28 protein-coding genes are annotated in these 25,745 nt (G+C 50.4%); 15 read left to right on the forward strand and 13 right to left on the reverse strand.

The window, feature by feature from the left end:
• The first annotated feature begins 2 nt into the window (after positions 1–2).
• Positions 3–905, forward strand: coding sequence for a conjugal transfer protein (locus tag PG722_RS06170; protein ID WP_117492395.1), 903 nt, complete (start codon positions 3–5; stop codon positions 903–905).
• 45 nt (positions 906–950) lie between these two features.
• On the opposite strand, the gene PG722_RS06175 is transcribed toward PG722_RS06170, so the two are convergent.
• From PG722_RS06175 to PG722_RS06185, 3 genes are read right to left on the reverse strand one after another with little or no spacing between them, the layout of a single operon-like run.
• The gene (locus tag PG722_RS06175) at positions 951–1,391 is read right to left on the reverse strand and encodes a hypothetical protein (RefSeq protein WP_110436182.1); all 441 of its coding nucleotides are present in this window, start codon (positions 1,389–1,391) and stop codon (positions 951–953) included.
• An 11-nt stretch (positions 1,392–1,402) separates the two neighbouring features.
• Positions 1,403–1,798 (reverse strand): hypothetical protein, encoded by a 396-nt coding sequence (locus PG722_RS06180; protein WP_110436183.1) that lies wholly within the window; start codon positions 1,796–1,798, stop codon positions 1,403–1,405.
• Positions 1,795–2,172 (reverse strand): PadR family transcriptional regulator, encoded by a 378-nt coding sequence (locus tag PG722_RS06185; RefSeq protein WP_158574423.1) that lies wholly within the window; start codon positions 2,170–2,172, stop codon positions 1,795–1,797. The genes PG722_RS06180 and PG722_RS06185 overlap by 4 nt, the downstream gene beginning before the upstream one ends.
• Before the next feature lie 198 nt (positions 2,173–2,370).
• Here PG722_RS06185 and PG722_RS06190 point away from each other — a divergent pair, with 198 nt between their 5' ends.
• The 4 genes from PG722_RS06190 to PG722_RS06205 all read left to right on the forward strand — a co-directional run bounded on the left by PG722_RS06190 (position 2,371) and on the right by PG722_RS06205 (position 5,047).
• Positions 2,371–2,796: a hypothetical protein gene (locus PG722_RS06190; protein WP_270579971.1), complete on the forward strand. Its 426-nt coding sequence runs from the start codon at positions 2,371–2,373 to the stop codon at positions 2,794–2,796.
• Positions 2,797–2,905: 109 nt separating this feature from the next.
• Positions 2,906–3,730, forward strand: a complete 825-nt coding sequence (locus PG722_RS06195; protein WP_270579972.1) for a hypothetical protein — start codon at positions 2,906–2,908, stop codon at positions 3,728–3,730.
• Positions 3,731–3,867: 137 nt separating this feature from the next.
• On the forward strand, positions 3,868–4,389 hold the full coding sequence (locus PG722_RS06200) for a hypothetical protein (RefSeq protein ID WP_147357855.1): 522 nt from the start codon (positions 3,868–3,870) through the stop codon (positions 4,387–4,389).
• A gap of 28 nt (positions 4,390–4,417) precedes the next feature.
• Positions 4,418–5,047, forward strand: a complete 630-nt coding sequence (locus PG722_RS06205) for an ABC transporter ATP-binding protein (protein ID WP_117555250.1) — start codon at positions 4,418–4,420, stop codon at positions 5,045–5,047.
• Between the two features lie 30 nt (positions 5,048–5,077).
• Here the strand turns inward: PG722_RS06205 and PG722_RS06210 are convergent, their stop codons facing one another.
• Both PG722_RS06210 and PG722_RS06215 read right to left on the reverse strand, forming a co-directional pair.
• Positions 5,078–5,512, reverse strand: a complete 435-nt coding sequence (locus tag PG722_RS06210) for an ImmA/IrrE family metallo-endopeptidase (protein WP_110437197.1) — start codon at positions 5,510–5,512, stop codon at positions 5,078–5,080.
• A gap of 41 nt (positions 5,513–5,553) precedes the next feature.
• Entirely contained in the window at positions 5,554–5,979 is a 426-nt protein-coding gene (locus PG722_RS06215; protein WP_117492477.1) for a helix-turn-helix domain-containing protein, read from the reverse strand.
• A 180-nt stretch (positions 5,980–6,159) separates the two neighbouring features.
• Between PG722_RS06215 and PG722_RS06220 the strand changes: the two genes are divergently transcribed.
• The 4 genes from PG722_RS06220 (at position 6,160) to PG722_RS06235 (ending at position 12,908) form a co-directional block, all read left to right on the forward strand.
• Positions 6,160–6,399, forward strand: coding sequence for a helix-turn-helix domain-containing protein (locus PG722_RS06220; RefSeq protein ID WP_117492475.1), 240 nt, complete (start codon positions 6,160–6,162; stop codon positions 6,397–6,399).
• Between the two features lie 712 nt (positions 6,400–7,111).
• Entirely contained in the window at positions 7,112–7,465 is a 354-nt protein-coding gene (locus PG722_RS06225) for a type II toxin-antitoxin system PemK/MazF family toxin (protein ID WP_117492473.1), read from the forward strand.
• A complete protein-coding gene (locus tag PG722_RS06230) occupies positions 7,449–8,330 on the forward strand; it encodes a phosphoadenosine phosphosulfate reductase family protein (RefSeq protein WP_118285583.1) in 882 nt (293 codons plus the stop codon). The genes PG722_RS06225 and PG722_RS06230 overlap by 17 nt, the downstream gene beginning before the upstream one ends.
• 147 nt (positions 8,331–8,477) lie before the next feature.
• A complete protein-coding gene (locus tag PG722_RS06235) occupies positions 8,478–12,908 on the forward strand; it encodes an S-layer homology domain-containing protein (RefSeq protein WP_158557315.1) in 4,431 nt (1,476 codons plus the stop codon).
• 53 nt (positions 12,909–12,961) lie between these two features.
• Here the strand turns inward: PG722_RS06235 and PG722_RS06240 are convergent, their stop codons facing one another.
• Positions 12,962–14,161 (reverse strand): S-layer homology domain-containing protein, encoded by a 1,200-nt coding sequence (locus PG722_RS06240; protein WP_117492470.1) that lies wholly within the window; start codon positions 14,159–14,161, stop codon positions 12,962–12,964.
• Positions 14,162–14,341: 180 nt separating this feature from the next.
• On the opposite strand from PG722_RS06240, the gene PG722_RS06245 reads away from it, so the two are divergent.
• Entirely contained in the window at positions 14,342–14,527 is a 186-nt protein-coding gene (locus PG722_RS06245) for a helix-turn-helix domain-containing protein (RefSeq protein ID WP_110436195.1), read from the forward strand.
• An 89-nt stretch (positions 14,528–14,616) separates the two neighbouring features.
• Complete coding sequence (locus PG722_RS06250) at positions 14,617–15,801, forward strand: tyrosine-type recombinase/integrase (protein ID WP_117492469.1); 1,185 nt, start codon at positions 14,617–14,619, stop codon at positions 15,799–15,801.
• Between the two features lie 208 nt (positions 15,802–16,009).
• On the opposite strand, the gene PG722_RS06255 is transcribed toward PG722_RS06250, so the two are convergent.
• From PG722_RS06255 to PG722_RS06280, 6 genes are all read right to left on the reverse strand, one after another.
• On the reverse strand, positions 16,010–16,384 hold the full coding sequence (locus tag PG722_RS06255; RefSeq protein ID WP_118760900.1) for a hypothetical protein: 375 nt from the start codon (positions 16,382–16,384) through the stop codon (positions 16,010–16,012).
• A complete protein-coding gene (locus PG722_RS06260; protein ID WP_116704792.1) occupies positions 16,381–16,686 on the reverse strand; it encodes a DUF2089 family protein in 306 nt (101 codons plus the stop codon). Before PG722_RS06260 ends, PG722_RS06255 begins: the two co-directional genes overlap by 4 nt.
• Positions 16,687–16,822: 136 nt before the next feature.
• Positions 16,823–17,317 carry a GNAT family N-acetyltransferase gene (locus PG722_RS06265; protein ID WP_118760899.1) on the reverse strand — a complete coding sequence of 165 codons (495 nt, stop codon included), beginning with the start codon at positions 17,315–17,317 and terminating at the stop codon, positions 16,823–16,825.
• 2 nt (positions 17,318–17,319) lie between these two features.
• The gene (locus PG722_RS06270; RefSeq protein WP_118760898.1) at positions 17,320–18,093 is read right to left on the reverse strand and encodes an alpha/beta hydrolase; all 774 of its coding nucleotides are present in this window, start codon (positions 18,091–18,093) and stop codon (positions 17,320–17,322) included.
• A gap of 8 nt (positions 18,094–18,101) precedes the next feature.
• Positions 18,102–19,124, reverse strand: coding sequence for a LacI family DNA-binding transcriptional regulator (locus PG722_RS06275; RefSeq protein WP_118760897.1), 1,023 nt, complete (start codon positions 19,122–19,124; stop codon positions 18,102–18,104).
• A gap of 267 nt (positions 19,125–19,391) precedes the next feature.
• Positions 19,392–20,087: a 4Fe-4S binding protein gene (locus tag PG722_RS06280; protein ID WP_270579973.1), complete on the reverse strand. Its 696-nt coding sequence runs from the start codon at positions 20,085–20,087 to the stop codon at positions 19,392–19,394.
• 745 nt (positions 20,088–20,832) lie between these two features.
• Between PG722_RS06280 and PG722_RS06285 the strand changes: the two genes are divergently transcribed.
• From PG722_RS06285 to PG722_RS06300, 4 genes are read left to right on the forward strand one after another with little or no spacing between them, the layout of a single operon-like run.
• Positions 20,833–21,036 carry a hypothetical protein gene (locus tag PG722_RS06285; protein WP_270579974.1) on the forward strand — a complete coding sequence of 68 codons (204 nt, stop codon included), beginning with the start codon at positions 20,833–20,835 and terminating at the stop codon, positions 21,034–21,036.
• The gene (locus tag PG722_RS06290) at positions 21,033–21,701 is read left to right on the forward strand and encodes a Crp/Fnr family transcriptional regulator (protein WP_270579975.1); all 669 of its coding nucleotides are present in this window, start codon (positions 21,033–21,035) and stop codon (positions 21,699–21,701) included. The genes PG722_RS06285 and PG722_RS06290 overlap by 4 nt, the downstream gene beginning before the upstream one ends.
• A 26-nt stretch (positions 21,702–21,727) precedes the next feature.
• Complete coding sequence (gene pepV, locus PG722_RS06295; RefSeq protein ID WP_270579976.1) at positions 21,728–23,092, forward strand: dipeptidase PepV; 1,365 nt, start codon at positions 21,728–21,730, stop codon at positions 23,090–23,092.
• A 9-nt stretch (positions 23,093–23,101) separates the two neighbouring features.
• Positions 23,102–24,469 carry an MATE family efflux transporter gene (locus PG722_RS06300; RefSeq protein ID WP_270579977.1) on the forward strand — a complete coding sequence of 456 codons (1,368 nt, stop codon included), beginning with the start codon at positions 23,102–23,104 and terminating at the stop codon, positions 24,467–24,469.
• A 264-nt stretch (positions 24,470–24,733) separates the two neighbouring features.
• Here the strand turns inward: PG722_RS06300 and PG722_RS06305 are convergent, their stop codons facing one another.
• Positions 24,734–25,456: a peptidoglycan recognition protein family protein gene (locus PG722_RS06305; RefSeq protein WP_270579978.1), complete on the reverse strand. Its 723-nt coding sequence runs from the start codon at positions 25,454–25,456 to the stop codon at positions 24,734–24,736.
• Positions 25,457–25,745: the final 289 nt, after the last annotated feature.

The following is a 25,745-nucleotide window of genomic DNA, read 5'->3' on the forward strand; positions in this document are numbered from 1 at the left end:
ATATGTTCCAGAATAGAAACAAAAGTCAGGAGAAACAGAAAAAACCGCGTGTCCTCAGCATTGGGACGCGGCGGCCGGTGGTGATCGCGCTGTGGGCGCTGCTTATCTGCGCGTTTGCTTTCGCGGTGTATAAGGATTTTACAGCGGTGGATACGCATACCGTCCATGAAACGACGGTAGTGCAGGAGGAAGTCACGGACACGAATGCAATAGAGAGCTTTGTGACCAATTTCGCCAAGGTGTATTACTCATGGGAACAGTCTGCGGCTTCAATAGAGCAGCGCACGGAAAATCTGAAATATTATCTCACGGACGAGCTGCTGACCCTGAACGTGGACACGGTGCGCAGTGATGTGCCGGTATCTTCTAAAGTGGAAGATGTGCAGATTTGGTCTGTGGAAGAAATTGGGGATAAAGTGTATAAAATTGTCTATTCTGTGTCGCAAAATGTCATAAACGGGGAGGAAAGCAGTGTTATAACGTCTGTTTATGAGGTTTCCGTGTATGTGGACGATGCGGGCGATATGGTCATCATCCAGAGCCCTACAATCACGGGCAAGCCCCAAAAGTCCGGCTACGTTCCTGAAACTGCCGAGCCGGACGGTACGGTATCCGCGGAAGAAACTACGGAGATCACAGAGTTTTTGACCACGTTTTTCACGCTGTACCCAACGGCGACGGAACAGGAGCTTTCTTATTATGTCAGCGGTGGTGCGCTGCCGGTGATTGGGAACGACAGCTATGTGTTTGCGGGGCTGGTGAATCCGGTCTTTACCAAGAACGGCGATGCTGTGACGGCGAATGTGGCGGTGCAGTATCTTGACCAGCGGACGGGTATGACGCAGGTGTCGCAGTTTACGTTGCATCTGCGGCAGGTTGAGGGGAATTGGAAAATCAGTTGTTAATATTAGAAAAACCATCCGTCCAATGGGCGGATGGTTTCCTTTTTATCAGTCATAGCTGATTTTACCGTTCTTATCACAGGTTATAGACATAGTGAGTTTTTTCCCGCCTGCATAATTGAAAGTGCAGTAGCCGGATACTTTGTTCCCCGACCGCGACGAATCGCCGGAATAACCATACGAGGAGGAAGCGGACCAGCTATCGGCCGTTGCCTTAGAAGTTACAGTATCATACTGAAATGTTCCATTCAAATAGAACGTGCCGATATAGGTGTTTCCATGATAAGCATCAGCTTTAGATGTTGCGGTTTTCTGATAAATGGCTCTGGTTGCTGCTTCGGGAACATACTCAGTTAGCGTTACTTTCAGGTAATAGCCGTCTCCACAATCAATAATTGTGGTGTTGGAAACATCAGCAGCAAAGGCTGGAATTGTAAAACATACAAGCATAAGAACTGCTAAAACTATGGAACAAATACGCTTTTTCAAAATGAAGCCTCCTAATTTTCTAACATTTCATCAGAAATAAGTTGCCCGTCGCTTTCTGTGTTAGAACGAGTAAAATAGAAATCTCCGCGTATAACTTGCTGTGCATGTATGTAATATGCAGCCAGCAATAGTAACAATACGATTAAAATGCCTATTACGAGAGTAATGACAAATCGATGCTTGCGCTTGCTAACAGCAATTTCAGTCTCGTCAACGCTTTCCAGCAGTTGTTCTGCAATCTGCTCAGGATTACCAACTTTTGCACATAGTTCGTTGTATGACAATTCCGAATAAGCCGATAATTCCTGTTTCAATCCGTTCAATAACTTGGAGCGTGTTGCTTTAGAACAGATTAGTTTGCGGGAAACTGCACGTACATATTGACGCACAATCTTATCCTCCATCATGCGTTGCCACCTCCGGTGTTTTGATGAATTTGCTGTATCGCTTTAGACATTTCAGCATAAACGGCCTCTATCTGTCGCAAATACGATATCCCATCGGAAGTGATTTCGTAATACTGGCGGACACGGTTATCGTCTGAAATCGCTTTTTGGCCTTCGCACACATACCCTTGAGATAACAGGCGTTGGATTACAGGATAGAGCAGAGAAATAGTATATCTGCCATCACTGCGTTTAGATATCTCTCGCATCATCTCATAGACATACATTGGTTGCTCAGATAGCAACAAAAGCACGAGCAAGGGATTCAATGCGCGTTTGAAGTAATCTGCAAAGGAGTGGCCAGTATCCTTGGTAGATTTGCTTTCCTTTTTCATGGCGCCACCAAACATGTTTGTTGAAATTATACTATCACATCATTTCAGTTTCGTCAATATTTAGTATTGCTTAATAATTTGCATTTATATATAATTGGATTATCAAATTACATCATATAAAACAGTTTTTTACAAAGGGGTGATAGAAGAATATACTTTAGGAAGATTTACTATCTAATCGAGAAAGAAGGGTGAAGTATGTATAGTAAATGTAAAAGAATGGTTGGTTTATTACTGATCTGTGTCCTTGCATTGGGAGTTTCAGCCGCTGCGTTTGAAACGCAGATAGAGCCTCGTGATAATTGGCATGATTATACCGGTGAGCTTCCGGCGGATACTGGTGATGTGGAAGTTTCAACAGTTAAAAAGGCATATACAAACAACTATTTTGCTGTGTCTTGCAAATCATCGCGATCCGGATTAGGTTCTGTAAATGTTTGGACTGAAACCGGTTGGGGGATAAATGCTTCATCTCCCAATCACCCCATTACCGCAAATGGAATAATTAATAATGTGAATTATACTAACAAACCGTCTATTCAAACTGAAGTCACACTGAATATTGATAATAATAGCGTTACCTCTACCACTTATCCAATTGAGGGTAGGTGGTCTCCATACTAAGCGTATTGCTATTATGAATTTAAGTTAAACGTATTGTATAACATATTATATGAAGATACCTTGGGGAGTGCTTATATGGCGACTTCCCAAGGTTATTTATGAGGTTAATATGAGTTGCTTAAGAATAGATATCAAAAGGTTATATAATTCAATTACTGTAAGGATAGTTTTGGGTGTGCTGTTTTTTTTAGCAATTGTAGATCCCTTATATTCTCGTTTTTTAACGCTTGATTCTATGTTTGCTTCATACTATGGAATCAACGCTTACCAGTATTGGCTTTTCAACTTTCCCGGTGGCATTGGATTTAAAGTTTATCATGCACTGTTTTTACTTCTTCCTGTATTATCGACTGGTTTTATTCTATTTTATGATCAGAAAACCTCTTTCAAAATATATAACATTGTTAAACAAGGTAGAGCAATATATTTGACTTCCAAGGTTATATCTGTGTTTCTTGTTACAATGGTAAACTCAATTGTCTCTTTTTCTATAAATATTTTAATAACATTTTCCATATTTCCACAAAATTCGATCATGACAGATGTCTATCGGATGTTTATTCCTATTGAACATTCTGCAGCAAATTTTTTTTACGAAATTTCACCTGTTTTATCAGCAGTTTTTTTCGCATTTTTAAATTCCCTGGCACTGTCTGTATTGGCGGCTTTAACTGTTATTATACATATGATATTTAGATTTCCAAACATATATGTGGCTTTTTTCGTTCCCTCTATTTTATGCCATTTAATAACTTATGGAAGTGACTTTTTACTACCTAAACGTTTTGTCTTACGAAATTTTTTGCAGCCGTTGAATTCGTGTTACGAAGGAGCTGCGCAGCTTAAGGACATACTATTGGTTTTAAGTGGATATTTTATTCTCGAAATATTATTATTTACGATTGCTTATAGAAGAAATAGGGATATAATATGATTCTATTTAGTCACAAAAGTAAATATTTTATTTGGGTGGGATTCCTTTACTTTATATTCCCGTTATTATGTATTTCTTTTTTTGCTGATACGCAAGATTTGTGGTTCAAAAACATTTTCTCAGACAAAACATTTGTTATGCTTATTATGCCTGCATTTGTGCTTGGTGCTGTCATAATAGATTCTTCTATCAGTCCAGTTATTATGGTACGTACAAAAAATAAGTTACATTCATTTACTTTGTTGCGTGATCAGCAGTATTGGTTTGCAATAATTTATACCATTATTTGGATGCTTTCTATCATTTTCATTACTCAGATTATTTTCGGAAAAATTTATGCAATATCCTTTTGGGGGTTAATTAGAGAATTTGCAAGATGTATTTGTGGATTTATTATATTTATAAATATATCTTTAATTATAAAAGTAAAATGCAAGAAAAAATATATGGCAGCATCATATATTGTAGTCTATATTTTTTTTACTGCAGAAATTTTTTCGATTGTTCCACTATTAAATAAGTTTTTCCCAATTAATATATATTTGATTTTTAGCTGGTTATTTAGAGATACTATAATAAGTTATTTAGTTATCGCCGGCTGGATAAGTGTTACATATTATCTTGGAAGAAAATCGTCCAAAAATATGGATGTCCTTTAAATGATAATAGTGTTGGAAAGAGGATATTATGCTTATTAAATTACAAGATGCTACAAAAATACTTGATCACAGATTTGTAATTAATAATATAAATTTTGAGTTTAAAAGTGGAAATATTTATGGGATTGTTGGACAAAATGGTAGTGGAAAGACAATGCTTCTACGAGCTATAGCAGGGCTAATCTGTTTAAATCGTGGTACTATTACTGTAGATGGCAAAGTTTTGAATAAAGATATATCTTTCCCGCCTGATATAGGAATCATTATTGAAAAGCCTGAACTATTACCATATCTTAGCGGGTTAGAGAATTTAAAATTACTTGCAGAGATAAGAAACATAATATCTTATGATGATATTAAGCATTATATGGATAAATTCGGATTAAATTTCAACTCCAAGCAGATTGTAAAAAAATATTCTTTGGGAATGAAACAAAAATTAGGAATTATTCAAGCAATTATGGAGGATCCTTCCTTACTTCTTCTTGACGAACCATTCAATGCGCTTGATGCAGAGTCGGTAGATATTTTGCGAAGTATATTACTTCAATACAAAGAACAGGGAAAATTAATCATTTTAACTTCCCATCATCAAGAAGATATAATGTCAGTCTGTAATCAAGTTATCCATTTACAGGATGGATGCATATTAAACTGATAGCAAAAATATCATAAAGATAATGCCGCTTCAAGATGAGGCGGCATCATTTCTGTTATAAGTGGTTATAATGTATTCTACTAATTCCGGCGTTAGTCCGCATATATCGGCTATTTGATAAAGAGTATAGCCGCATTGAGCATAGTCCTGAATCTCAGTTGCTGGATGCAACAGCAGCGCCATAAAACGGTTCGCTTCTGTTTCCAGCTTGTTTACAGAATAGAGCGTGTTTGCTCTCAGAAATGGTGTATTGCTTTTCGGGTGTAAGATTGCATGTCCTAATTCGTGCGCGCATACTTGCCGCTGTCGCTCTTTTGAAAGGTCTTGATTGATATGTATGAACTTGATTCTGTGTGTGCGGCTGTAATATCCTCTGATACTTCCAAGGGGTTCGTGGAGAACTCGAATACCGAGTTTTGCAGCGATTGTGAACGGGTCTCTGGTATCACATTTTCGGCATAACATATCGACCTTATGCTTTATTGACAATATGCAGCACCTCTATTTCATTTCCGGTACTTTTTTGGAGTAAACTTTTGCTTGGCAATCCGTTTGGAAATTTCAAGCTGGTTTTGCAGGCTAATGCGCAGGAGTTCCCGCGTTTCATCGTCGATTGGCTCACCATCAAACATCAGGCTTGCTTCGGCGTCGCCAAGATCACCTAAAATCATATCCAGTCTTTTTGCTATGTCACGCTCGTCCCGCCTTGTCAGGACGGGCGTTTCTTTTTGCTCCATGTTAAGTAAAAATTCAATCGGCACATTTAGGTAATCGGCAATTTTTGAAAGGTTTTTAGTAGAAAGGTTTTTCTTTCGTCCCACTTTGAGATCGGACAGCGATGCACGGCTTATTTTACATTGCCTGCATAGCTCTGTAACTGTAATTCCTTTTTCCGCGCACAATGCAGCTATTTTGTTGTACAACTCTGACATAAAATCACCCGTCCATTTGTAGTATATGCCAAAATTACGTAAAAACGAAATTTTACACGTTGACACTTACGCGACAGAATAATATAATTCACTCATAGATTTCGCTAAAACGTAATTTATAGAACAAATATATAATATTACACTTTTATGTAAATGTCAATAGAAAGGAAGTAGTTGACCATGAAAAAAAGGGAACTTTGCTCGTTTGGTAAAAAAATTAACCATCGGCTTATTGCTCTTGAGCAAAGCAAAGGCTGGCTGATCGAAGAAGTCAAGCGGCACACAGGGTTATATTTTGACCGCTCCTATCTTCGCAAAATCGAAACCGGACAGCTTGCGACGCCGAAAATCGTGGATGCGATATGCGAAATACTTGGCATCGCTGTTCAGGGTGATTATACCAAAAGGAAAGACCAATAAAATGTACTTTTTGAAAAAGGAAAGCGGATTACATATGCACCTTGAAAATTGAATATACAGGCAGCAGATACAAAACTGTTTGCGCCGAGCTGCGGTACCCATGCGCGGGGACGCCGGACAAGTCCGGCAGAGCGGTAAACCATGACGGTACGAAATACGGGGCGGCACCCGTAAAGCGACGACACGCAGACAGATAATGAGACTTCCGCCCAGCCACAGACACAAGCAATGGGGGCGGCTGATGTGAGAACCACGCAGAGGTAAAACGGCCTATGGAATCGTTCGCCAGCGATCATCTGTCTGCTTCCCCACAAGCCGGGGCGTTGAGAACAAATAGGCTTGGCAGCAGGAAAGGATGTGTCTAAAGTGTTTTAAGGTTTTGCGGCAGACGGGAGATTACTGTCTGTCGCGCGTACATCACAACAAGCAGACAGGATGTGAATGAAATGCCAGATTGGGAAATCCAACCAAAGAAACATAAATACGAGGTTGGCGAACGTGTATTAGTGCGGCCCGCAATCATAGATTGTATCTGGGCAAAAACCAGTTGCCGTAAGACCGTACCTGCTACTGTTATCTTTGTCCATCCGGACGACCGGTTCATTGTAGCAGAATATCAGGTATGTGCTTCGTTCTTTGGCAGGACGGTATCTACGATACGGGAAAGTTTTTTAATTCCAAAAGTTCAGTGTTTGGAGTGGGAGTGAAATAAATGTATAAACGTGGTGATGTGTTTTGGGCTGATCTCAGTCCTGTTATTGGTTCAGAACAGGACGGCGTGCGTCCTGTTGTAATTTTGCAAAATGATATTGGAAACAAATACTCGCCTACGGTGATTGTAGCGCCGCTTACAAGCAATTTGCATCGGGACAAGCATCTTGTTACTCATGTGCCCGTCTGTATGCAGGGCTTGCCGCAATATTCGGTTGTGTTGTTAGAACAGATACGGACAGTAGATAAAGCACGACTGGGGAATTTTGTCGGTGTAATGGATAAAGAGACATTGAATAAGATTGATGAAAGTGTGATGTGCAGTTTGGGGCTGACGGATGGATTTAGAACATAGAGCAATCGCCCGTCTGCGGTTGGCAGCGGAAATGAGCGAAGCCTATTACGGTAAGCCATTGATTATTACAGTGAGTGGCGGGAAAGACAGCGATATATGCCTGTACCTTGCCGCCGCTTCCGGTATCCGCTATGAGGTCATGCACAACCATACCAGCGTGGATGCACCGGAGACTGTATACCACGTGCGCGAGCAGTTCCGGCGTTTGGAGCTCGCCGGTGTGAAATGTACTGTCAATTACCCGACTTACAAGGGCGTACCGGTCAATATGTGGATGCTTATACCGCAAAAGCTGATGCCGCCCACAAGAACAGTAAGATACTGCTGTTCGGTGCTGAAAGAAAGCGGCGGCGCTGGCCGCATGATTACGACGGGTGTCCGCTGGGCGGAAAGCGCCAGCCGCCGTACCAAACGCGGCATTTACGAGAGTATGCCGCACGATCTCAGCAAAAAGGTCATTATCAACAACGATAATGCAGATACCCGCCTTTTGTTCGAGAGCTGCAAATTGCAGGCGAAGCGGGTCTGCAATCCCATTGTGGATTGGTCGGACTATGATGTGTGGTCGTATATCCATGCTGAGAGAATACCGATAAATCCGCTGTATTCGTGCGGCTTCCATAGGGTCGGTTGTGTGGGTTGCCCGATGGCAGGACGTCGAATGCGTCTGTTTGAGTTCGGCCGGTATCCCACGTATCAGCGCGCCTACATCCGTGCCTTTGAGCGAATGCTCGAAGAACGTGTTGCACGCGGCAAGCTCGACAGCACATGGCGTGCTGGGACAACTGGCGAGGATATATTCCGCTGGTGGATGCAGGACCGGAATATCGAGGGACAAATGAAGATTGAGGGCTTTGACGGATAGAGCCCAGGTATGTACCGTGCGGATTCCCGCGCGGTTTTATTATATACACGCCAAATTTCAAGGGGGTGGTTCCAGTGTGCTACTCGGTGCATGGTTAATCCATGCAGTATCGGTTTGGAAATAAGTTTGAGATGGAGGGATGAGGAAATGGATTTTTTGAAGAAACGGCTCAAGCGGCTTACGTCGATGGGGCTGGCATTGCTCTTGTCTGCGTCGGCGTTTCCGGCCACGGCCTTTGCCGCGTCGGACAGCACCAGCACGCTTGCCGAAGTAACGGCAAAGTATATCGACGCGGAAAACGGCAAGGAGATTGCCGAGCAAGAGATATATAGCGTAACACATGAGGAACGGCAGCCGCAGGAAATCGAGAACTACACCTACGTCGATTACACGGAAAACGTCGAGTACGTCTACTCCCATAAGGATCTGACTTATATTGTCGGCTACCCGGACGAAAGCGTGCGGCCGGATGCTTCCATGACCCGTGCAGAAGCAACTACGGTCTTTTACCGTCTCTATGACGGCGAGTATCCAGAGTTTGAGCGCCGCATGTCAAACGGCACGTTCGAGGACGTCAAGACGGATTACTGGTTCTACAAAGAAGTCGAAACGCTGTATAACATTGGAATTGTAGACGGCACGGATGAACACAAATTCTCGCCGGATGCGCCCGTCACCCGCGCGGAGTTTGCCGTCATGGCGGCGCGGTTCGCCAATTTGGACTACGAGGGCGGCAATCTCTTTGACGACGTTCCCAACGGCCATTGGGCGTACAGCTATATCAATGCAGCCGCAAACGCTGGCTGGGTAGAGGGCTACCCGGACGGCAGTTTCCGGCCGGATGAGCCGATCAGCCGTGCCGAGGTCGTGCGGCTGGTAAACGGTATGATTAACCGTAACGTCACGCTGGACAAGCTGAAAGAGCTGGGCATCGAATGTCCGTACAATGATCTGGTTGAGAATCACTGGGGTTACTGCGATCTGATAGAAGCCAGCATTCCGCACAGCGCGGAAGAATGGCACGGCCTCAGCTACAATGACGGTATTTACAACATCATCGTTGAAAAATTCATAGACCAGAACGGCAAGGAACTTGCTGAAACTGTCACCACAGCGGGCAAGGAAGAAAGTTCACCCAAGGTCATCCCGGCATACGAGTACCGCGGCTATATCCGCACGATCGTTTATCAGTACACGAACGGTGATGCGATCCCGTCCATTGAAAAGACGGCGAACGCCAAAACCGCCAATGTAGGCGATACCCTGACCTATACGGTGAAGCTGACGAATGATGAAGCAGCTTCTTCCGCGTGGAAAGAAGTCGTCCTCACCGACGAAATTCCGGACGGCTTGACTTTCGCGGATGGCAGCGTGTACGTAGAAAGCAAGGCGGCAAAGCACTCGTTTGAAAACGGATTGCTTTCTGTCCCTCTGGGCGACATTGCCGCAGGTCAGACGGTTTCAGTCACTTTCAAAGCAACCGTGAACAGCGATATGTACAACCAGACGATCTACAACACCGCAGTCGCCGAGGGCGCAAACGGTATCGTTAAGGATGAAAGCGGTAGCGAAACCGGCAAGTATGAGGACACAGACGACGGTGTTTATATCAACAAGGGCGACACCGCGCCCTATGTGGAAAAACGTGCGGACAAGCCTTCCGCCGAGGTCGGCGATAAGATCACCTATACCGTCACGCTCGGCAACGCAGAGGGTGCCGTTTATGAAATCGAAAACGCTTCCATGACCGACATTATCCCGGCGGAACTGGATTTTGTGGACGGCAGCGTGCAGGTAGACGGTGTAAGTACAGGTTATTCATTCGATAACGAGACCCGTACCCTGACCGTGCCGCTGGACAGAATTGCACCGAATACAAAAACGACGGTTACTTTTGCAGCGACCGTCAATGAATCGGCCTACGGCAAAACAGTTTACAACACTGCGGTCATGTCCGGTGACAATATTTCGGACACCGAGGGCACAGACGACGGTGTTGCCATCGGTGACGGTAAAGCCCGCCCCAGCATTGAGAAGTCGGCGGACAAGTCCTCTGCCAAGGTCGGCGACAAGATCACCTATATTCTGACGCTCTCTAACAGCGAGACCGCGACTGTACCCGTAGAAAATGCGGCCGTTACTGATGTTATCCCTGCTGGCCTGACGTTCGAGTACGGCTCGGTCATGCTGGACGGCAGCGGCACGAGTGATTTCACCTATGATGAAAATACCCGCCTGCTGACGGTAAACGTCGGCAGCATTGAGCCGGATACCAGCCGCACGGTTTCCTTTGTGGCGACCGTCAACGAAGATGCCTACAATACGACGATTCAGAACCTTGCCACCCTGACTTCGGACAACACCGAGCCGGTACAGGACAAGGACGACGGCGTTGTCGTTGCAGACGGTATGACCGACCTGTCCATCAACAAGAGTGTTGATAAATCTTCTGCTCGTGTCGGTGATACTCTGACCTACACGGTACAAGTCTCCAATGGTGCGGGTGCAGAGGTAAATATCCGCGACACGGTGATGCGGGATGCTATCCCGGATGGCCTGACCTTCCGCGGCAACGTCACAGTGGACGGCTACTCAACGGTATATCAGTATGACAATGAAAACCGAACCCTTTCTGTTCCGCTGGATGCGATCGCCCCCGGCCAGACGAAAACTATTTCGTTTGATGTGCTGGTGAACAGTGATGCCTACGGCATGATGATTGAGAACACGGCGGTCGCTTCCGGCAGCAATGCGCCGGATACGGAGGACACGGATGACGGCGTCACCATCGAGAACGGCACGCCGGACGGCCGTGCGGGTGCAAAGTCAGCCAATAAAATGACCGCGCGCGTGGGTGATACAATCACCTACACGATCACGCTGGAAAATAGCGCAATGGCAACGGCGGACTGGACCGGCGTTACCGTGACCGATGCTCTGCCGGATGGTGTGACTTTCACAGGCAACGTCCAGAAAGACGGTCAGGCAACGACGGAATATTCCTACGATTCATCTTCACGCACGCTGACGCTCACGCCTTACGCAATCGCACCGGATACGCAGGTGGTGTACACCTTTGATGTGACGGTAGACGAGGGTATGCAGGGCGAATTTATCGTCAATACGGCTATTCTGACGGATGGCAACGAGCAAACGCCGCTTCCGGATGCAGGCGTGCAGATCAACAAGGGCGAAGCCGACCCGATTGTAACTAAGTCCGCGAGCGTGACCAAAGCTGATATTGGCGATATGTTCACCTATGAGATCACGGTCAAAAATGGCGATAAGGCTACTGCGCCGTGGAAAAACGTCGTGGCATACGACACGCTTCCGGCTGGCGTGAAGTTGATCGGCAACGTGTATCTGGATGGTAAGGTGGCGCTGCATAAGCTGAACGGTAACGCGCTGTCCGTGCTGGTGGGTGATTTGGCTGCAGGCGAAAGCGTAGTAATCTCCTTTGATGTGCAGGTACTTGACACAGCGGCCGGTACGACCCTTCAAAACAGCGTGGATGTGACCGGCGATAACGGCATCGGCACGGCAACAGATGACGGCGTAACCGTACCGGAGGTTGAGCCGCAAAACCCTAATGATGCCACCGGCTTCTATGTCACAAAAGATGTGGATAAGACGGTGGTTGATGTAAGTAAGGATGCCGACGAAGTATCCAGAACGGCAACATTTACGGTTATTGTTGGAAATCACAGTGATATAATGTGGGAAAACGTCGTGCTGAAAGATACGCTGGATACCTCTGTGGTAACGCCTGTTTTGCAAAACAATGTTTATGTGAACGGAGTCCTAAGTAATAAATGGAGTTTTTCAGGCAAGGCATTCACTCTGGAATTGGGTGACATTGCACCCGGCCAATCGCATAAAATTTTGCTTACCGTCCGCTTTAAGAACGATGCAGGCGGCAAGACCTACGTCAACTATGCGACCGGAGAGGGCGATAACGGCAATGCTATCGGAAAGTCGCCGGAAGTTGAAATTATCAGCTCAGTTGCTGATTTGATAACTGATATTCATTATCAGCTTTATAATGGTTATGACGAAAATATGTGGCGACCCGCAGACCGTATTTCACTGCAAGAAGCGTGCATCGTAGCATATCGTCTGATTTCCAACGGCGGGAACACGTGGCTGGACCGTGGCACGGTGACGGTGCCGGACTACGAGTTCAGCATCCCCGAAGAAGCAAAATATTTTGTCTCTATCGGTGTGCTGCCCGCAAGCGTATTCGACACAACGAAAATGACCGAAGATGTTGATTACGAAATCAATTATGAGGTTTCGGAAAAAGGCTATCTGCGAATCTGGGCTACCTCGGAACAGCTTAATACGCTTGTGAAGTATATCACTGGCACGAATGCAGGGCTCAGCGGTGATGTGTCCCGCCTGAATTTTGCCAAGCTGATTTGCCAGCTTACCGGACGGGATACCGACCCGGATACCTCGGCTTACAGCGGCCATATCCAATATTTCACGGATAGTGGTTCTTCTGAGGACCTGATTACTGAAGTCTCGCACGAACACGATTATGTGCTTGACACAGACGGGAATGAGTATTGGATTTAACAATTTTATAGGAAAAGGCAATCCCTCGTTTCGTTGTGAAACGAGGGATTTGCTTACCGATTATTTAATTCTGTTATTGTTAGTTTATCAAAAAGCTGCAAAGCGTACACTTTCTCACCTTGGACATAGGCAGAGACAGCAGTAGTTTTTGAACGGGTGTTGAGCATATTTTCTCGATGACCTTGTGAGCCATACCATTTGTTTAAGTTTTCCTGCGCATTGGTTGTAATTAAACCTATGAGTGCATTTTCAGCATTGCATCCATAACCAACAGATGCGAACACCGAGCCATCCGGTCTTGTATGAGAAATATCCCCGTCTCGTTCGTCAACAATCCAGATTTCGCGGGAACGAGTGTCCGCCCATTCCTGTACTTTCAACGAGTAAGTCAGACGTGGCAAACCGTTTTCTTCGCGCAGGTCGTTGATGGCGTCAAAGGTGGCATTGGACAGGTCATAATCCCAATAGCCGCCGTACTCGTCTACCGCAGATTTGCCGATAGGGCGTAGACTGATTTCATCTGTTACGGTCTGGTTATCGTCTGCGGTTTCGTTGTCGGTATCATCCGGCACAGGCTGTCCGTCTGGTGAAACCGGTGTTTCCGGCTCCGTCGGTTCATTTGCGTCCAAGATGTTTTCCGCGTTCATCAGCATTGTTGCGACTTCGGCACGAGTAGCTGTCCCGTGCGGATTTAACTTTCCGTCCGAGCCGCTGACAATGCCCTTGTTGACGCACCAGCTCATGGCGTTTGTTGCGTAACGGGAAACTGATTGATAGTCCGAGAAATCATAGTATTTATCTGGTATAAAGCCGGTATCTGTATCAAGGCCAAGGTGGTCCGCGTAGCGGTACAGGATGGCCGTAAGCTGCTCGCGGGTGATCGCATCATTCGGGCCGAACTGCGTATCGCTGTACCCGGTAACGAGGTCATTCATGCGCGCCCAGTAGACAGGCGCGCTGTAATAGGCGTTTGTATCTACGTCTGCATAGGGGTATCCCCAGTTGCTTTCGGGCATATCAGGTGAACCTGCCAGTCGGTACAGGATGGTCACGATCATGCCGCGGCTGGTAGTTGCGTTCGGGCTGAACGCCGTATCCGATGTACCATTCATCAGCCCGTTTTCGCAAACATAGTTGACCGCATCGTGATACCAGTCCGACGGACGGACGTCCGAAAAGTTTGAAACATTGGCGGCGCCTGCCGAACAGGTAATAGCTGCCGCACACAAGATAGATGTGATTTCTTTTTTCATAAAGTCATACCCCACAATAAAGAACAGAAAAGTTTATCATGGTTTCATTATATCATGTTGCTGTCCGTTCCGGTAGCGGGCATGGCGCACAAAAACCATGTGGGGATTTTGAATTGCAAACGAGATGCAGTAAATTGTTGCTGCATAGATGATAACCAATACGCAGGAGGGCTGTGGTTTATGGATTATAAAATTTTGACGCAGGACGATTTGCTTGAGTTGTTCCCTTTTGGCAAAACCAAGCTAAAATGCCTGCTGGAAGCAGGCGTATTGCCTGTGGTGAAAGTGGGACGGGATTATTTGACGAATGAACGTGAACTTGACCGGTGGTTTGAAGCAAATAAAGGGAAAGAGATATTTTACTGATTGAATTGCCTTTACAGAGGGACGGCGTTATAATATATGCGTTAGCTGTTTATGCTGCCGCCCCTGTTTATTTGATAGGAGCGATACGCATGAATACAGTAGAAAATATCAATAAAGTTAAGAGAATCCGCGGATATGGGGAGGGTAGTGTATATCAGCGGAAAGATGGCCGCTGGGTCGGCAAATATAAGGACGAAAAGATGTTGAAACCGCGTTATGTCTATGGTAAGACAGAAGCGGAAGCAAGACGGAAATTGCGTGAATTTAAGAAAACAATAGTGCATGGCATTACGGATTGTAGAAAAGTATTGCTTAGCACTTATATTGAGCGATGGTTATATACTTTCAAGGCCGCAGCCGTGGAGAATACCAGCTTTGATCGGTTGGAGTCTGTCTATTACACGCATATCAAGCCGACGCTTGGCGGCTTCCAACTTGGGAATATCAAAGCGGTTGATATTCAAACACTGTTAAACCAGAAAAGCACTGAATATTCTTATACTATCGTCAAGATGATCCGGCAGATACTTTCTGAGGTTTTCCAACATGCCTATACTGAGGGTGACATTCTTAAAAACCCAATGGCAAATGTTATCATGGCAAAACGGAGCAAGTTTAAGCCAGAGCGGAAAATGCTGATATTAGAGGATGCAGAGGTTAAACGGTTGGAGGAAGCAGCCAGAGAGAAGTATGGTACAGGCCGTCCGCTTTTTGTTCACGGAAACCTGATCGTATTTATGCTGCATACCGGCCTGCGGTGTGGTGAACTGCTTGCGCTGGAATGGTCTGATATTGACTTTGAAAGCAAGACGGTATCCATAAATAAAAATCTGGCAAAGATCAAGAACAGGGATACCGGAAAAGATACGTCCAAAAGCACCTTACAGGTAAAAGGCACTAAGACATCCAGCAGCAACCGGATTATCCCACTAAATAGTAAAGCAATCAACGCACTTAGGGAATTGCAGATGATTTACAGGCAATGCGGCATCAAAAGCAAATATGTTGCCTGTTCGCAAAAAGGCGGCTTCCTCACTAATAACCGTATGCACAATTTACTTGAGCGTATGTTGAAGCACACGGGGATAGACAAGCCGCTCACGATCCATCAGCTACGTCACACTTTTGCAAGCCGTGCGTTAAATGCTGGCGTAAGCATCAGCGTAGTAAGCAAATGGATGGGGCATGCCAGTATTTCCACCACATATAATATCTACATTCACGCTATGGAACAGGAACGGCTGACAGCGTTAGACGTTCTTGAAGCTATGTAGCGAAAAGGTGTAACATTGGTGTACGCCTCTCGAAAAAACGACTTAAAGCCCAGTAATATAGGCGTTTAAGGGTGCAAGAGGGGGAAAACCGCAGGTTGTCTACCCTCTTGTACGCCCGCGCGGCGTCAGCGCATTCCCCGCCGCGGGGCGCGGCAAATCCCCGCCGTCCGCAGACGGCGCATCCCCTCGCTTAAAGTAAGCGAAAAACTCACAAATCCTGAATATTCATCTTCTCGATCTGCTTTTTGCGGTTCATCCCTCTGCGGCAGAGGAAGTAGATTACCAGCATCACGATGGTCGGCATGGAGATAACGAGCAGCGTCAGCACCGTGTTGAGCACCGTCACGAACACGTCATACGAATCCACTCCGCCAACCGCATTGTCAGCCACCGAGGTCATCACCACATTCGTCACCACGTTCAGCAGGATGAACAGCTCCCCCGAAAACGTGATGGCAGGCAGTACCAGTCCCGGCAGTTTACTCTCCCGTCTGGAAAGATAGACCTGCAAAATAATCATTGCCGCGACAAACGCGATCAGAAAAATCAGCGAAATAATTGTAGAAACCGTTGCAATCATCATGATTTGTTCCCCTCTCTCAGCTTTTTGTACTCGTTGATGAGCAGCTTCGCCGTGTCAAAATCCAACTTGTCCTTGACCGCAAGACGCTTGATGAGCGCGATATACGGCTCCTCGTCCGCCTGCTCGCCAAGCCTGATCTTCTGTATCAGACGGTCCAGACGCAGTCTCACGGTCGGATAGGTCACGCCGTAAATGCCCGCGACCTCCTTGAGCGAACCCGACGCCAGCACGAATTTTTTGATGAACGACACGTCCTCCTCGTCCAGCGACGCAAGCCACTCCGGCATTACCTCGATTGCCACGTCTATCACTTCCTTTCATTGTGACTTCATTATAATATTAAATTATATTAAAGTCAACCTTTAATTTTATCAAAATCCGAAAATAAAAACGGCACACCGGGAGATTCTCTCCGGTATGCCGTTTGCTGTTTCTTACTTACTTTTCTACTCGTTTCTGGAACGCCAGACGTTCTCCGCGCCCGTTCTCCAGCTCAATGACACCGCAATAGGTATAGCCGAGCTTATTCAGCAGACCCTGCATAGGCTTGTTGTTCGCGTGCGTGTCGATGCGGATGTTTCCGCACTGCTCCATGCACCAGTTCATGCAGAACGAAGCTGCGCCGTGCGTGCCCTTTGCCGCCGCGATACGGTGAACAACGCCGTACGGCGCATCGTCCAGCCAGGCGCCGCCGCGAATGACGCGGTAGGTCGGCTCACCGTCGGTCGTAAACGCAAAGGTCGCTGCGATTTTGCCGCTGTCCTCGCAGACGTAGCTGCGGTGCAGTGCAAGATCCTTGTCCAGCATTTCCCGCGTCGGGAATCTGTCTCCCCACTGATCGGGATTGCCGTTTTCGCGCATAAATGCCCGCGCGTCTGCAAAAATTTCCTGCATCACCGGAAGATCCTCCGGCCGGGCGTGTCGAATCTGCATTGTTATTCCTCCTTCAGCCATTCCGTGCAGAGCGCCTGCCAGCGGTTGATATGCCGGTCGGGCACGCGCCCTTTCATCGGGTCGGCTGTCTCCAAATCCGCGAGCGCGAGTCCGTGCACGCCGTGCGGGAACAGGTGCAGCTCGTGGCTGATGTTCTCTCGGCGCAAAGCCGCCTCGAGCAGCAGCGTGTTCTCGACCGGAACGGTCGCGTCCGTCAGGGTGTGCCACAAAAAAGTGCGCGGCATGTGCGCGGAAACCAGCGTTTCCAGCGAAAATCTCCGCTGTTCCGCAGCATTTTCACCTGCCAGACGCACAAAGCTGCCGCGGTGTGCATATGCTCCCGCCGAGACCACCGGATAGCACAACACCGCCGCATTCGGTCGGTGCGCCTGCAGATCCGTGCCCGCGGGAAACCAGTCTGCGTCGTGCCACGTCGCCGCCAGCAGTCCCGCCAGATGGGCGCCCGCCGAAAATCCGCCGACCGCAATGCGGTCTGCCGCGATGCCGAGCTGTGCCGCATGTTCTCTCACCCAGGCGACAGACGCGGACAGCGTGTGCAGCGGCTTTACGCCAAGCGGCACCTCCGTGCAGTCGTACTCGAGCACGAACGCTTCCACGCCGTCCCGCGCAAACGCACGCGCGACCGGTGCGCCCTCCCGGATGGAGCAGTATTCGTAGCCGCCGCCCGGGCACAGGATGAGCGCAGGCTTATTCCGTCCGGCTGATGCCGGAAAATGTGTCAAAACGCCGTGATCGAGCCGCAAAACCTCTTTCATCGCGCACCTCACACGTTGTAGCGGTTGCGGATATCAATGCACGCAAGAATGCGGTCGGTCTCCGGCTTTTCGCCTGCCAACAGGTAGTCCATAAGCAGCTCGATCGGACGTGCCCCCTGCAGGGCGGCATCCTGATCGATCAGGAAGTCGATGAGTCCGCGGCGGACATTCTCCGCATTTGCCGGAATCAAGTCGTGGCAGATCAAATGCACCTTGCCCTGTAACCCCAGCTCACGCAGCGCGTCGCACGCGCCAAGCTGACCGTTTACCGAAACGTACACACCGCGCAGCGACGGATGCTCCTTCACGGCGCGGCACACAATATCATGCGCCAGCTGCTGATCGTCCCCGCAGGTCTGCGGCGGCAGCAGGCTCAAACCGGGGAAATTTGCGGCAGCCTCGGTCTGAAAGCCGTCCACACGCTGCTGATGCGACCAGTTGTTTTCCTGACCGGCAACCAGCAGGACTTCCCCGTGACCGGCGAGCAGCAGGTCCATCAGACCGGCGCTCATACGTCCGCACGCGAAATTGTCCACGCCGACATAGCACAGGCGGCCCGAGTCCGGCAGATCCGAGTTGAAGGTAACGATCGGCATGCGCCCGGACAGCTCCTGAATACGGGCGCGTATCCGCTCGTCCTCCGCCGGAGAAAGCGCGATGCCCTGCACGCCTGCCTCGAGCAGCTCGTCGATCACGTCCAGCTGCTGCTGTGCATCAATGCCCTCAAGCGGCCGCACGAGGACCTCTGCGCCGGTGGTGGTAAAGTGCGCCGATGCGCGTTCGATCTCCTCAAATACCGTGTGCATGAACATGGTCTCGACCGACTGGACGATCACACCGATCCTGATCGGGTTTTTCGCGCGTGCCAGCATGCGTCCCGCACGGTTCGGGCGGTAGCCTCGCTCTGCCGCAATGCGGCGCACGCGTGCCGCAACCTTGGGATCGACGCGTCCTCTGTCGTTAAGTGCCCGATCCACCGTGCCGCGGGAAACGCCCGCCAGCGCAGCGATCTCTGCCAAAGTGACTGCCATGAATTTTCGCTCCTACATACCGCGTTGCGCGGTGTCATTCCAAAGGCACCACCACACAATTTGACCGCGGTGCTTTGTGGAAATTTTGCGCTCTGACTTTGTTACGATTTCTTGCAATACATCAAGTATTGCTGCGAAACCGTGCCGCGTCAGAACACAAACTTTACTCACAAATCACTCTTGTCCAATTATGTGGTGTTACCTTTTTATTTTACACGTTTTGAACGAAAATTGCAAATGCAAATCAGTGAAATCGACAGAAATCGGTCAATCGTCCAGCAGTTCACCCTTGATGGAAATGGTCTTCACCTGCCACGGCAGCAGCTTGCCGCAGTTCTGCAGCGCGGTGCGGACGGCGTATTCCAGTCCGCCGCAGCACGGCACCTCCATGCGGACAACGGTTACGCTTTTGATGTTGTTCTGACGGAGGATTTCGGTCAGCTTCTCGCTGTAATCCACATCATCCAGCTTGGGACAGCCGACGAGCGTTACCTTCCCCCGGATAAAATCCTGATGGAAGTTTGCGTACGCGTAAGCGGTGCAGTCTGCCGCGATGAGCAGGTTTGCGCCGTCAAAATAAGGCGCATTCACCGGCACGAGCTTGATCTGCACCGGCCACTGGCGCAGTTGGCTCGGCGTCGGAATGAACGAGGCCGGCTGATCGACCGGGGCGCGTTCCATACTCCGTGCCATGCTGCCCGGGCATCCGGTGTGCGGCTGAGATTTTGCTTGCATATTGGCCTGCACGGCGGCTTCGTCGTAAGCGGCGGCTTCGCGCTCGACGAACGAGATGGCGCCGGTCGGGCAGACCGGCAGGCAGTTGCCGAGGCCGTCGCAGTAGTCGTCGCGGAGCAGAACGGCTTTGCCGTCCACCATGCCGATGGCGCCCTCGTGGCAGGCGTGGGCGCACAGGCCGCAGCCGTTGCATTTTTCTTTGTCGATTTCGATAATTTTGCGAATCATAGTGTTTTCTCCTTATATATCCTGTTTCTTGTCTTGAGATGGTTCCGCTTTGTAAGCGGGGAACGTGCGCTGACGCCGCGCGGGCGCACAAGGAGGAAGCAACCTGCGGTTTCCACCCTCTTGTGAATCTCCCCTTTTCCCTTGGAGAGTCTGGCGCAGATTGCCGACATGTGACCGCTGCGAAATAAGGGAACGGCAGAGGATTTTTTCTTCCGTGACTTTCGCAACCTGTTCGCAGGGTCAGATACCGTTCTGCTACACAGGTCGGCTACTTCCAGCAGGCGCGGCATACCATTGCTGCGCGATTCTTTAGCGCGTTGTTATAGACAGCACCTACGAGGTTAAATTGTACCAAACGCCTAATCCGTAGGTGCTGTCCGTAAACTCCAGACTTACGAGTTGCGCGGCACTGCTATGCCGCGCCTGCGAAGACTTTCCGGTCTGTGTAGCAGAACACTATCTGACACTGCGAATCGGTTACGAAAGACACGGTAGAAAAAATCCTCTGCCGTACCCCTTTTCGCAGCGGTCACATGTAGGAAATCTGCGCCAGACTATCCAAGGGAAAGGTAGGAGTTCAAAGAGGAAGGAAAACCGCAGGTTGTCCTTCCTTTTTGCCCCCGCGGCGGGCGCCGCGACGCTCCCGCCGTCCGCAGACGGCGAATCCCCCGCTGAGGTTCAGCGAAAAACTCCCCGCCCGTCAGGGGCGAACACGCTAACGCAGTTCGAGTGCCCCGGTCAGCCGGTGCAGAAAAGAAGCCGCCCGGACAGGGCGAACACGCTAACGCAGTTCGCGCACCCCGGTCAGCCGGTGCTGAAAAAGCTGCCGCCCCGTTCGGGCGAACACGCCTGCGGCAGTTCGAGTGCCCCACTTGACTTTACGCTCATATCTTACTATACTGAGAAGGCAAAGTATGTTGTCCCAACAACAAAACAGGAGGAAATATGAACCTGTCCATCCTTGCACGCTGCGGTCTGTTCCGCGGCATTGAAACCGCAGAATTATCCCCCCTTTTGCGCCGTCTGCACGCCTGCACGCGTGAATTTGACAAATTTCAGCCGATTTACCGTGTCGGCGATACCGCGCATGCGCTGTGCATTCTACTCTCGGGCGGCGTGAATATCGAGCGCTGCGACGCATGGGGCCACAAGATGCTGCTCGATCACATTACGCCCGGTTCGGTATTCGCTGAAACGTACGCCTGCGTCCCCGGCACGCCCATGATGGTCTCTGCTGTGGCGGACGAGCCGTCCGAGGTGCTGTTCCTGCCGAGCGAAATGCTGCTCTCCTCTGCCGCGCAGGACAGCGCGCACAATGTGCTTTTACGCAACCTTCTGGACGTCACCGCGCAGAAAAACCTGCTTTTGACGCGAAAAATCTTCCACACAAGCCCGAAATCCATGCGCGGCAAGCTGCTGTCGTACCTGTCCGCGCAGGCGGTGCAGCACGGCTCGGACACGTTCGACATTCCGTTTGACCGTCAGCAGTTGGCCGACTACCTCGGCGTGGACCGCAGTGCGCTGTCCGCCGAGCTGAGCCGCATGCAGCGCGACAGACTTATCTCATACAAAAAGAGCCATTTTGTGCTCAATCATCCCCAATCCGATGAATAATCCACCCTGTTAAGGAGGTTTTTGTTATGAACTGCAAACCCTACATCCGTGCGCACGCGGACGAACTGCTGGAAAGTCTTGCCGCGCTCGTGCGCATCCCGAGCGTGGAAGGCGTACCGGAGGAGCATGCGCCGTTCGGTCGTGAGCCTGCCCGTGCGCTGCACGAAACGCTTGCGCTCTGCGAAAAGCTGGGCTTCCGGACCGGCAATATGGACGACCGCGTCGGCTGGTGCGAGTACGGCGAGGGCGAGGAAATGGTGGCTGTACTCGGTCATCTGGACGTTGTGCCCGCCGGCGACGGCTGGACCGAGACCGAGCCGTTTTCCGGCGAGATCAAAAACGGCCGTATTTACGGACGCGGCACGATGGACGACAAGGGCCCGATGGTGGCGGCGATCTACGCGCTGGCGGCGCTCAAGGATGCCGGATTTGCCCCCTCCAAGCGCATCCGTCTGCTGTTCGGCACCAACGAGGAAACCGGCTGCGGCGATATGTCGTGGTACGTTTCGCATGGCGGCGAGCTGCCGGTGTACGGCTTCACGCCGGACGGCGAATACCCGATCATCAACGGTGAAAAGGGCATTCTCAACGGCACTTACAGCCGAAAGCTGCACCAGACCGGCGATTACCGCCTGACAAAGTTCGAGGGCGGCGCCGCCTCCAACATCTCGCCCGCGTATGCGGCGGCGGAGCTGAAATGTCCGGCGGACGCGGCTGCCAAAATCTCGGCGGACAAGGTAATCGTCACGCCGATCGAGGGCGGCATCCGCGTGGAAGCCGAGGGCATTGCCGTTCACGGCTCGACCCCGGAGCAGGGCGAAAATGCCATTGGACGGCTGGCGCAGGCACTCAATCAGCTGCCGCTGACCGGCGAGCTTGGCGACTGCATGGCATTTGTGGCAGAGCGCATCGGCATGGAGGTACACGGCGAGTCCCTCGGTCTCGCCATGCGCGATGAGCTGTCCGGCCCGCTGACGCTCAACCTCGGCGTGGCAAAATTTGAGCAGGAAACGCTGTCGCTCGTTTTCTCGGTGCGCTACCCGGTCACCCTGAAATACGAGCGCGTGTACCCGCGTCTGTCGCGCGGCTTCACGCTCGGCGGCTTTACCGAAACCGAGCTGACGCACGCAGCGGCCATTTACATGCCGCCCGAAAGCGAACTCATCCGCAGACTGTCCAAGGTATATGAGGAGCAGACCGGCGAGAAGGCCGAGCTAAAGAGCATCGGCGGCGGCACCTACGCCAAGTCCATGCCGAACCTTGTCGCATTCGGCCCGATCTTCCCCGGCGATGAGGTGCGCGAGCACAAGCCGGACGAGTACATGGAAATCGAGCGCGTGCTGCAGAACGCGGAAATCATCGCGGCGGCAATGTACGAACTGGCAAAGTAAGGAGATTGTATGAGCAGAGAGACAAATATGACCGTCGGCCGTCCGACAAAACTCATTCTCGGACTGGCCGTACCGCTGATTTTGACAAATGTCGGTCAGCAGCTGTACACAGTCGCAGACGCGTCTATCGTCGGGCGCGGTGTCGGTGTGGAGGCGCTGGCCGCACTCGGCGCGACCGACTGGCTGTACTGGCTGGTGCTGTGGACCGTGCAGGCCATGACGCAGGGCTTTTCCGTGCTCGTGTCGCAGACCTTCGGCTCAAACGATAAGAAGGGACTGCGCAAGGCCATCACCATGTCCGTGCTGCTGTGCGCGGCAGTCGGCATCCTGCTGACCGTGGTGTTCGTGTCCTCGGCAGGCTGGCTGCTGCACCTGCTGGACACGCCCGAGAACATCTATGACGGCGCGCACATTTATTTAACCATGATGTATGCGGGCACGCTCATCACGATGGCGTACAACATGGCAGCAGCGATCCTCCGCGCACTCGGAGACGGCAAAAGTCCGCTTATTGCCATGTTTACCGCCGGATGTCTGAACATTGTGCTCGATCTGCTGTTCGTTATCCGCTTCGGCTGGGGCATTCCGGGCGCTGCCGCCGCGACACTGCTCGCGCAGCTATTTGCATTCGCGTACTGCGTCATTGCGCTGCGGAAAATCCCGGCTGCGTCCGTCGAAAAGCCGGACTGGCAGCCGAACGGCAGTGTAATCCGGCGGCTGTGCCATCTTGGTCTGCCGCTCGCGCTGCAGCATTTCGTCATCGTCATCAGCGGCATCATCATGCAGGCGGTTATCAACACCTGCGGCTTTGTGTTCCTCGCGGGCTTCACCGCGACCAACAAGCTGCACGGTCTGATGGACTGCTCCGCGTCCGCGTTCGGCTACGCCGCCTCGACCTATACCGGCCAGAACTGGGGCGCAAACCGGCTTGACCGCGTGCGGATGGGTGTCCGCTCGACGCTTGTGCTGGCACTCAGCTTTTCCGCGCTGCTGGCAACGGGCATGATCCTGTTCGGCCGTCACGTTGTCGCGCTGTTCATCTCCGCGGATGCTGCCAACGCCGCCGAGGCGCTGTCGGTCGCGTACGATTATCTGGTCGTCATGAGCACGTTTTTGCTGTCCGCCTATGTGCTGCACACCTACCGCTCGGCCCTGCAGGGCATGGGCTTTACGACCGCGCCCATGCTCTCCGGTCTGACCGAGTTCGCAGGCCGTGTGGGTGCATCGCTGCTGCTGACCAGGGCCATCGGCGAGCGCGGTCTGTTCTACACGGACGCGGCTGCGTGGACATTCGCAGCGGTATTCCTTGCGGCATCGTACTATATCCAGCTGTTTATCATCCGAAAAAAGGGTCTGACCTATCAAAACACCAAGTAACAAAAAGAGGCTGTAAATTTAATTTACAGCCTCTTAATTTGTAGAAAAGTCTATTTTTCTACGAATTTGACACAAATCGCGCAGCAGCGCGCATTCAATAGAATTTGCACTGCAAATTCATAAAAACCGGGAGCATGTATCACGGTTTTTATACCTATAGAGGGAGAAAGTTTCGACCATCGGGAGGAACTTTTGGACGACTTTGGAACGGCCCACGGTCCGTTCCTGCTTGTCGGCGAAACTGTAGTTTCGCGACAGCTGCGCTTATTCGCCGTAGATTCCGGCGCGGTCGTTGATAACCAGTGTGCGGAGCAGCTCTTCGGTCAGGTCGAGTTTTCCGTGCTCGTCGCCAAGCAGCCAGCCCTTGCGCGTCAGCTTCTCGACAGTCGGCTTCGCCCACGTGGGAACGGCGGAAACGTTATTGTACGTCCTGCGGGTGCTCTCGATGATCTTCTTTACCTCGGCTTCGGTCATGTCAGGTTCCTCCTTTTTCTGTAACCCCTGCTTGAATGCTGTCCACGCGGATGCGTTCTCGACGAACGGCGCAGGACAGTTTTTGTGCGTAACATCGTAGTGGCGCACAACATTTTCGAGCGGAATACTGTATTTCGCCATCAGTTCGCACGTCAGCGCCTGCGCCCGGCGCACGGTCTCGGGCATAAAGTAGAATTTCTCGCCGTTTTTGCGGCTGCACAGCTCAATGCCGATACTGTTCGCGTTGCGGCAGTACGGATGAAAATAGGTGCCGCGCGTGCCGCAGTGCCATGCGATATCCGCGTCGCGGACCGACTGCCAGACCTCATTTTCGTCCACAAAATAGTGCGCTGAGGTCGAAATCTCCGCCCGAGCGAAGTAATCCGCGTTATTTTTCGCGGTATCGCCGTCGTTCGCCGTAAAGTGAAGCACCAGATAGCGGATATCCGCCTTCCCGCGTGCGGCTCGGCGGTAGTTGCCGCTGTGCGCCTGTTTGAATGCAATGTTCATCATTGCGTCACCTCCTTCAACCCTATGCCGGATGGAGGTGAAAATTGACCGTGAATGGTCAACTTTTTGAAAATTTTCGAGAAATTTTTCTGCACCAATTGTGTAGGGTACTCGAACTGCGTAAGCGGGTTCGCCCTGACGGGGCGGCTCCTTTCTCTGCACCGGCTGAGCGGGGCACTCGAACTGCCTTTGGCGGATTCGCCCCTAACGGGCGGCAATTTTTTTCAGCACCGGCCCTCTGGGGCACACGAACTGCGTCAGCGGGTTCGCCCCTTCCGGGCGGAGAGTTTTT

The organism is Butyricicoccus sp. OF27-2pH9A (genome assembly GCF_027693185.1).
Taxonomy (GTDB): domain Bacteria; phylum Bacillota; class Clostridia; order Oscillospirales; family Butyricicoccaceae; genus Agathobaculum; species Agathobaculum butyriciproducens.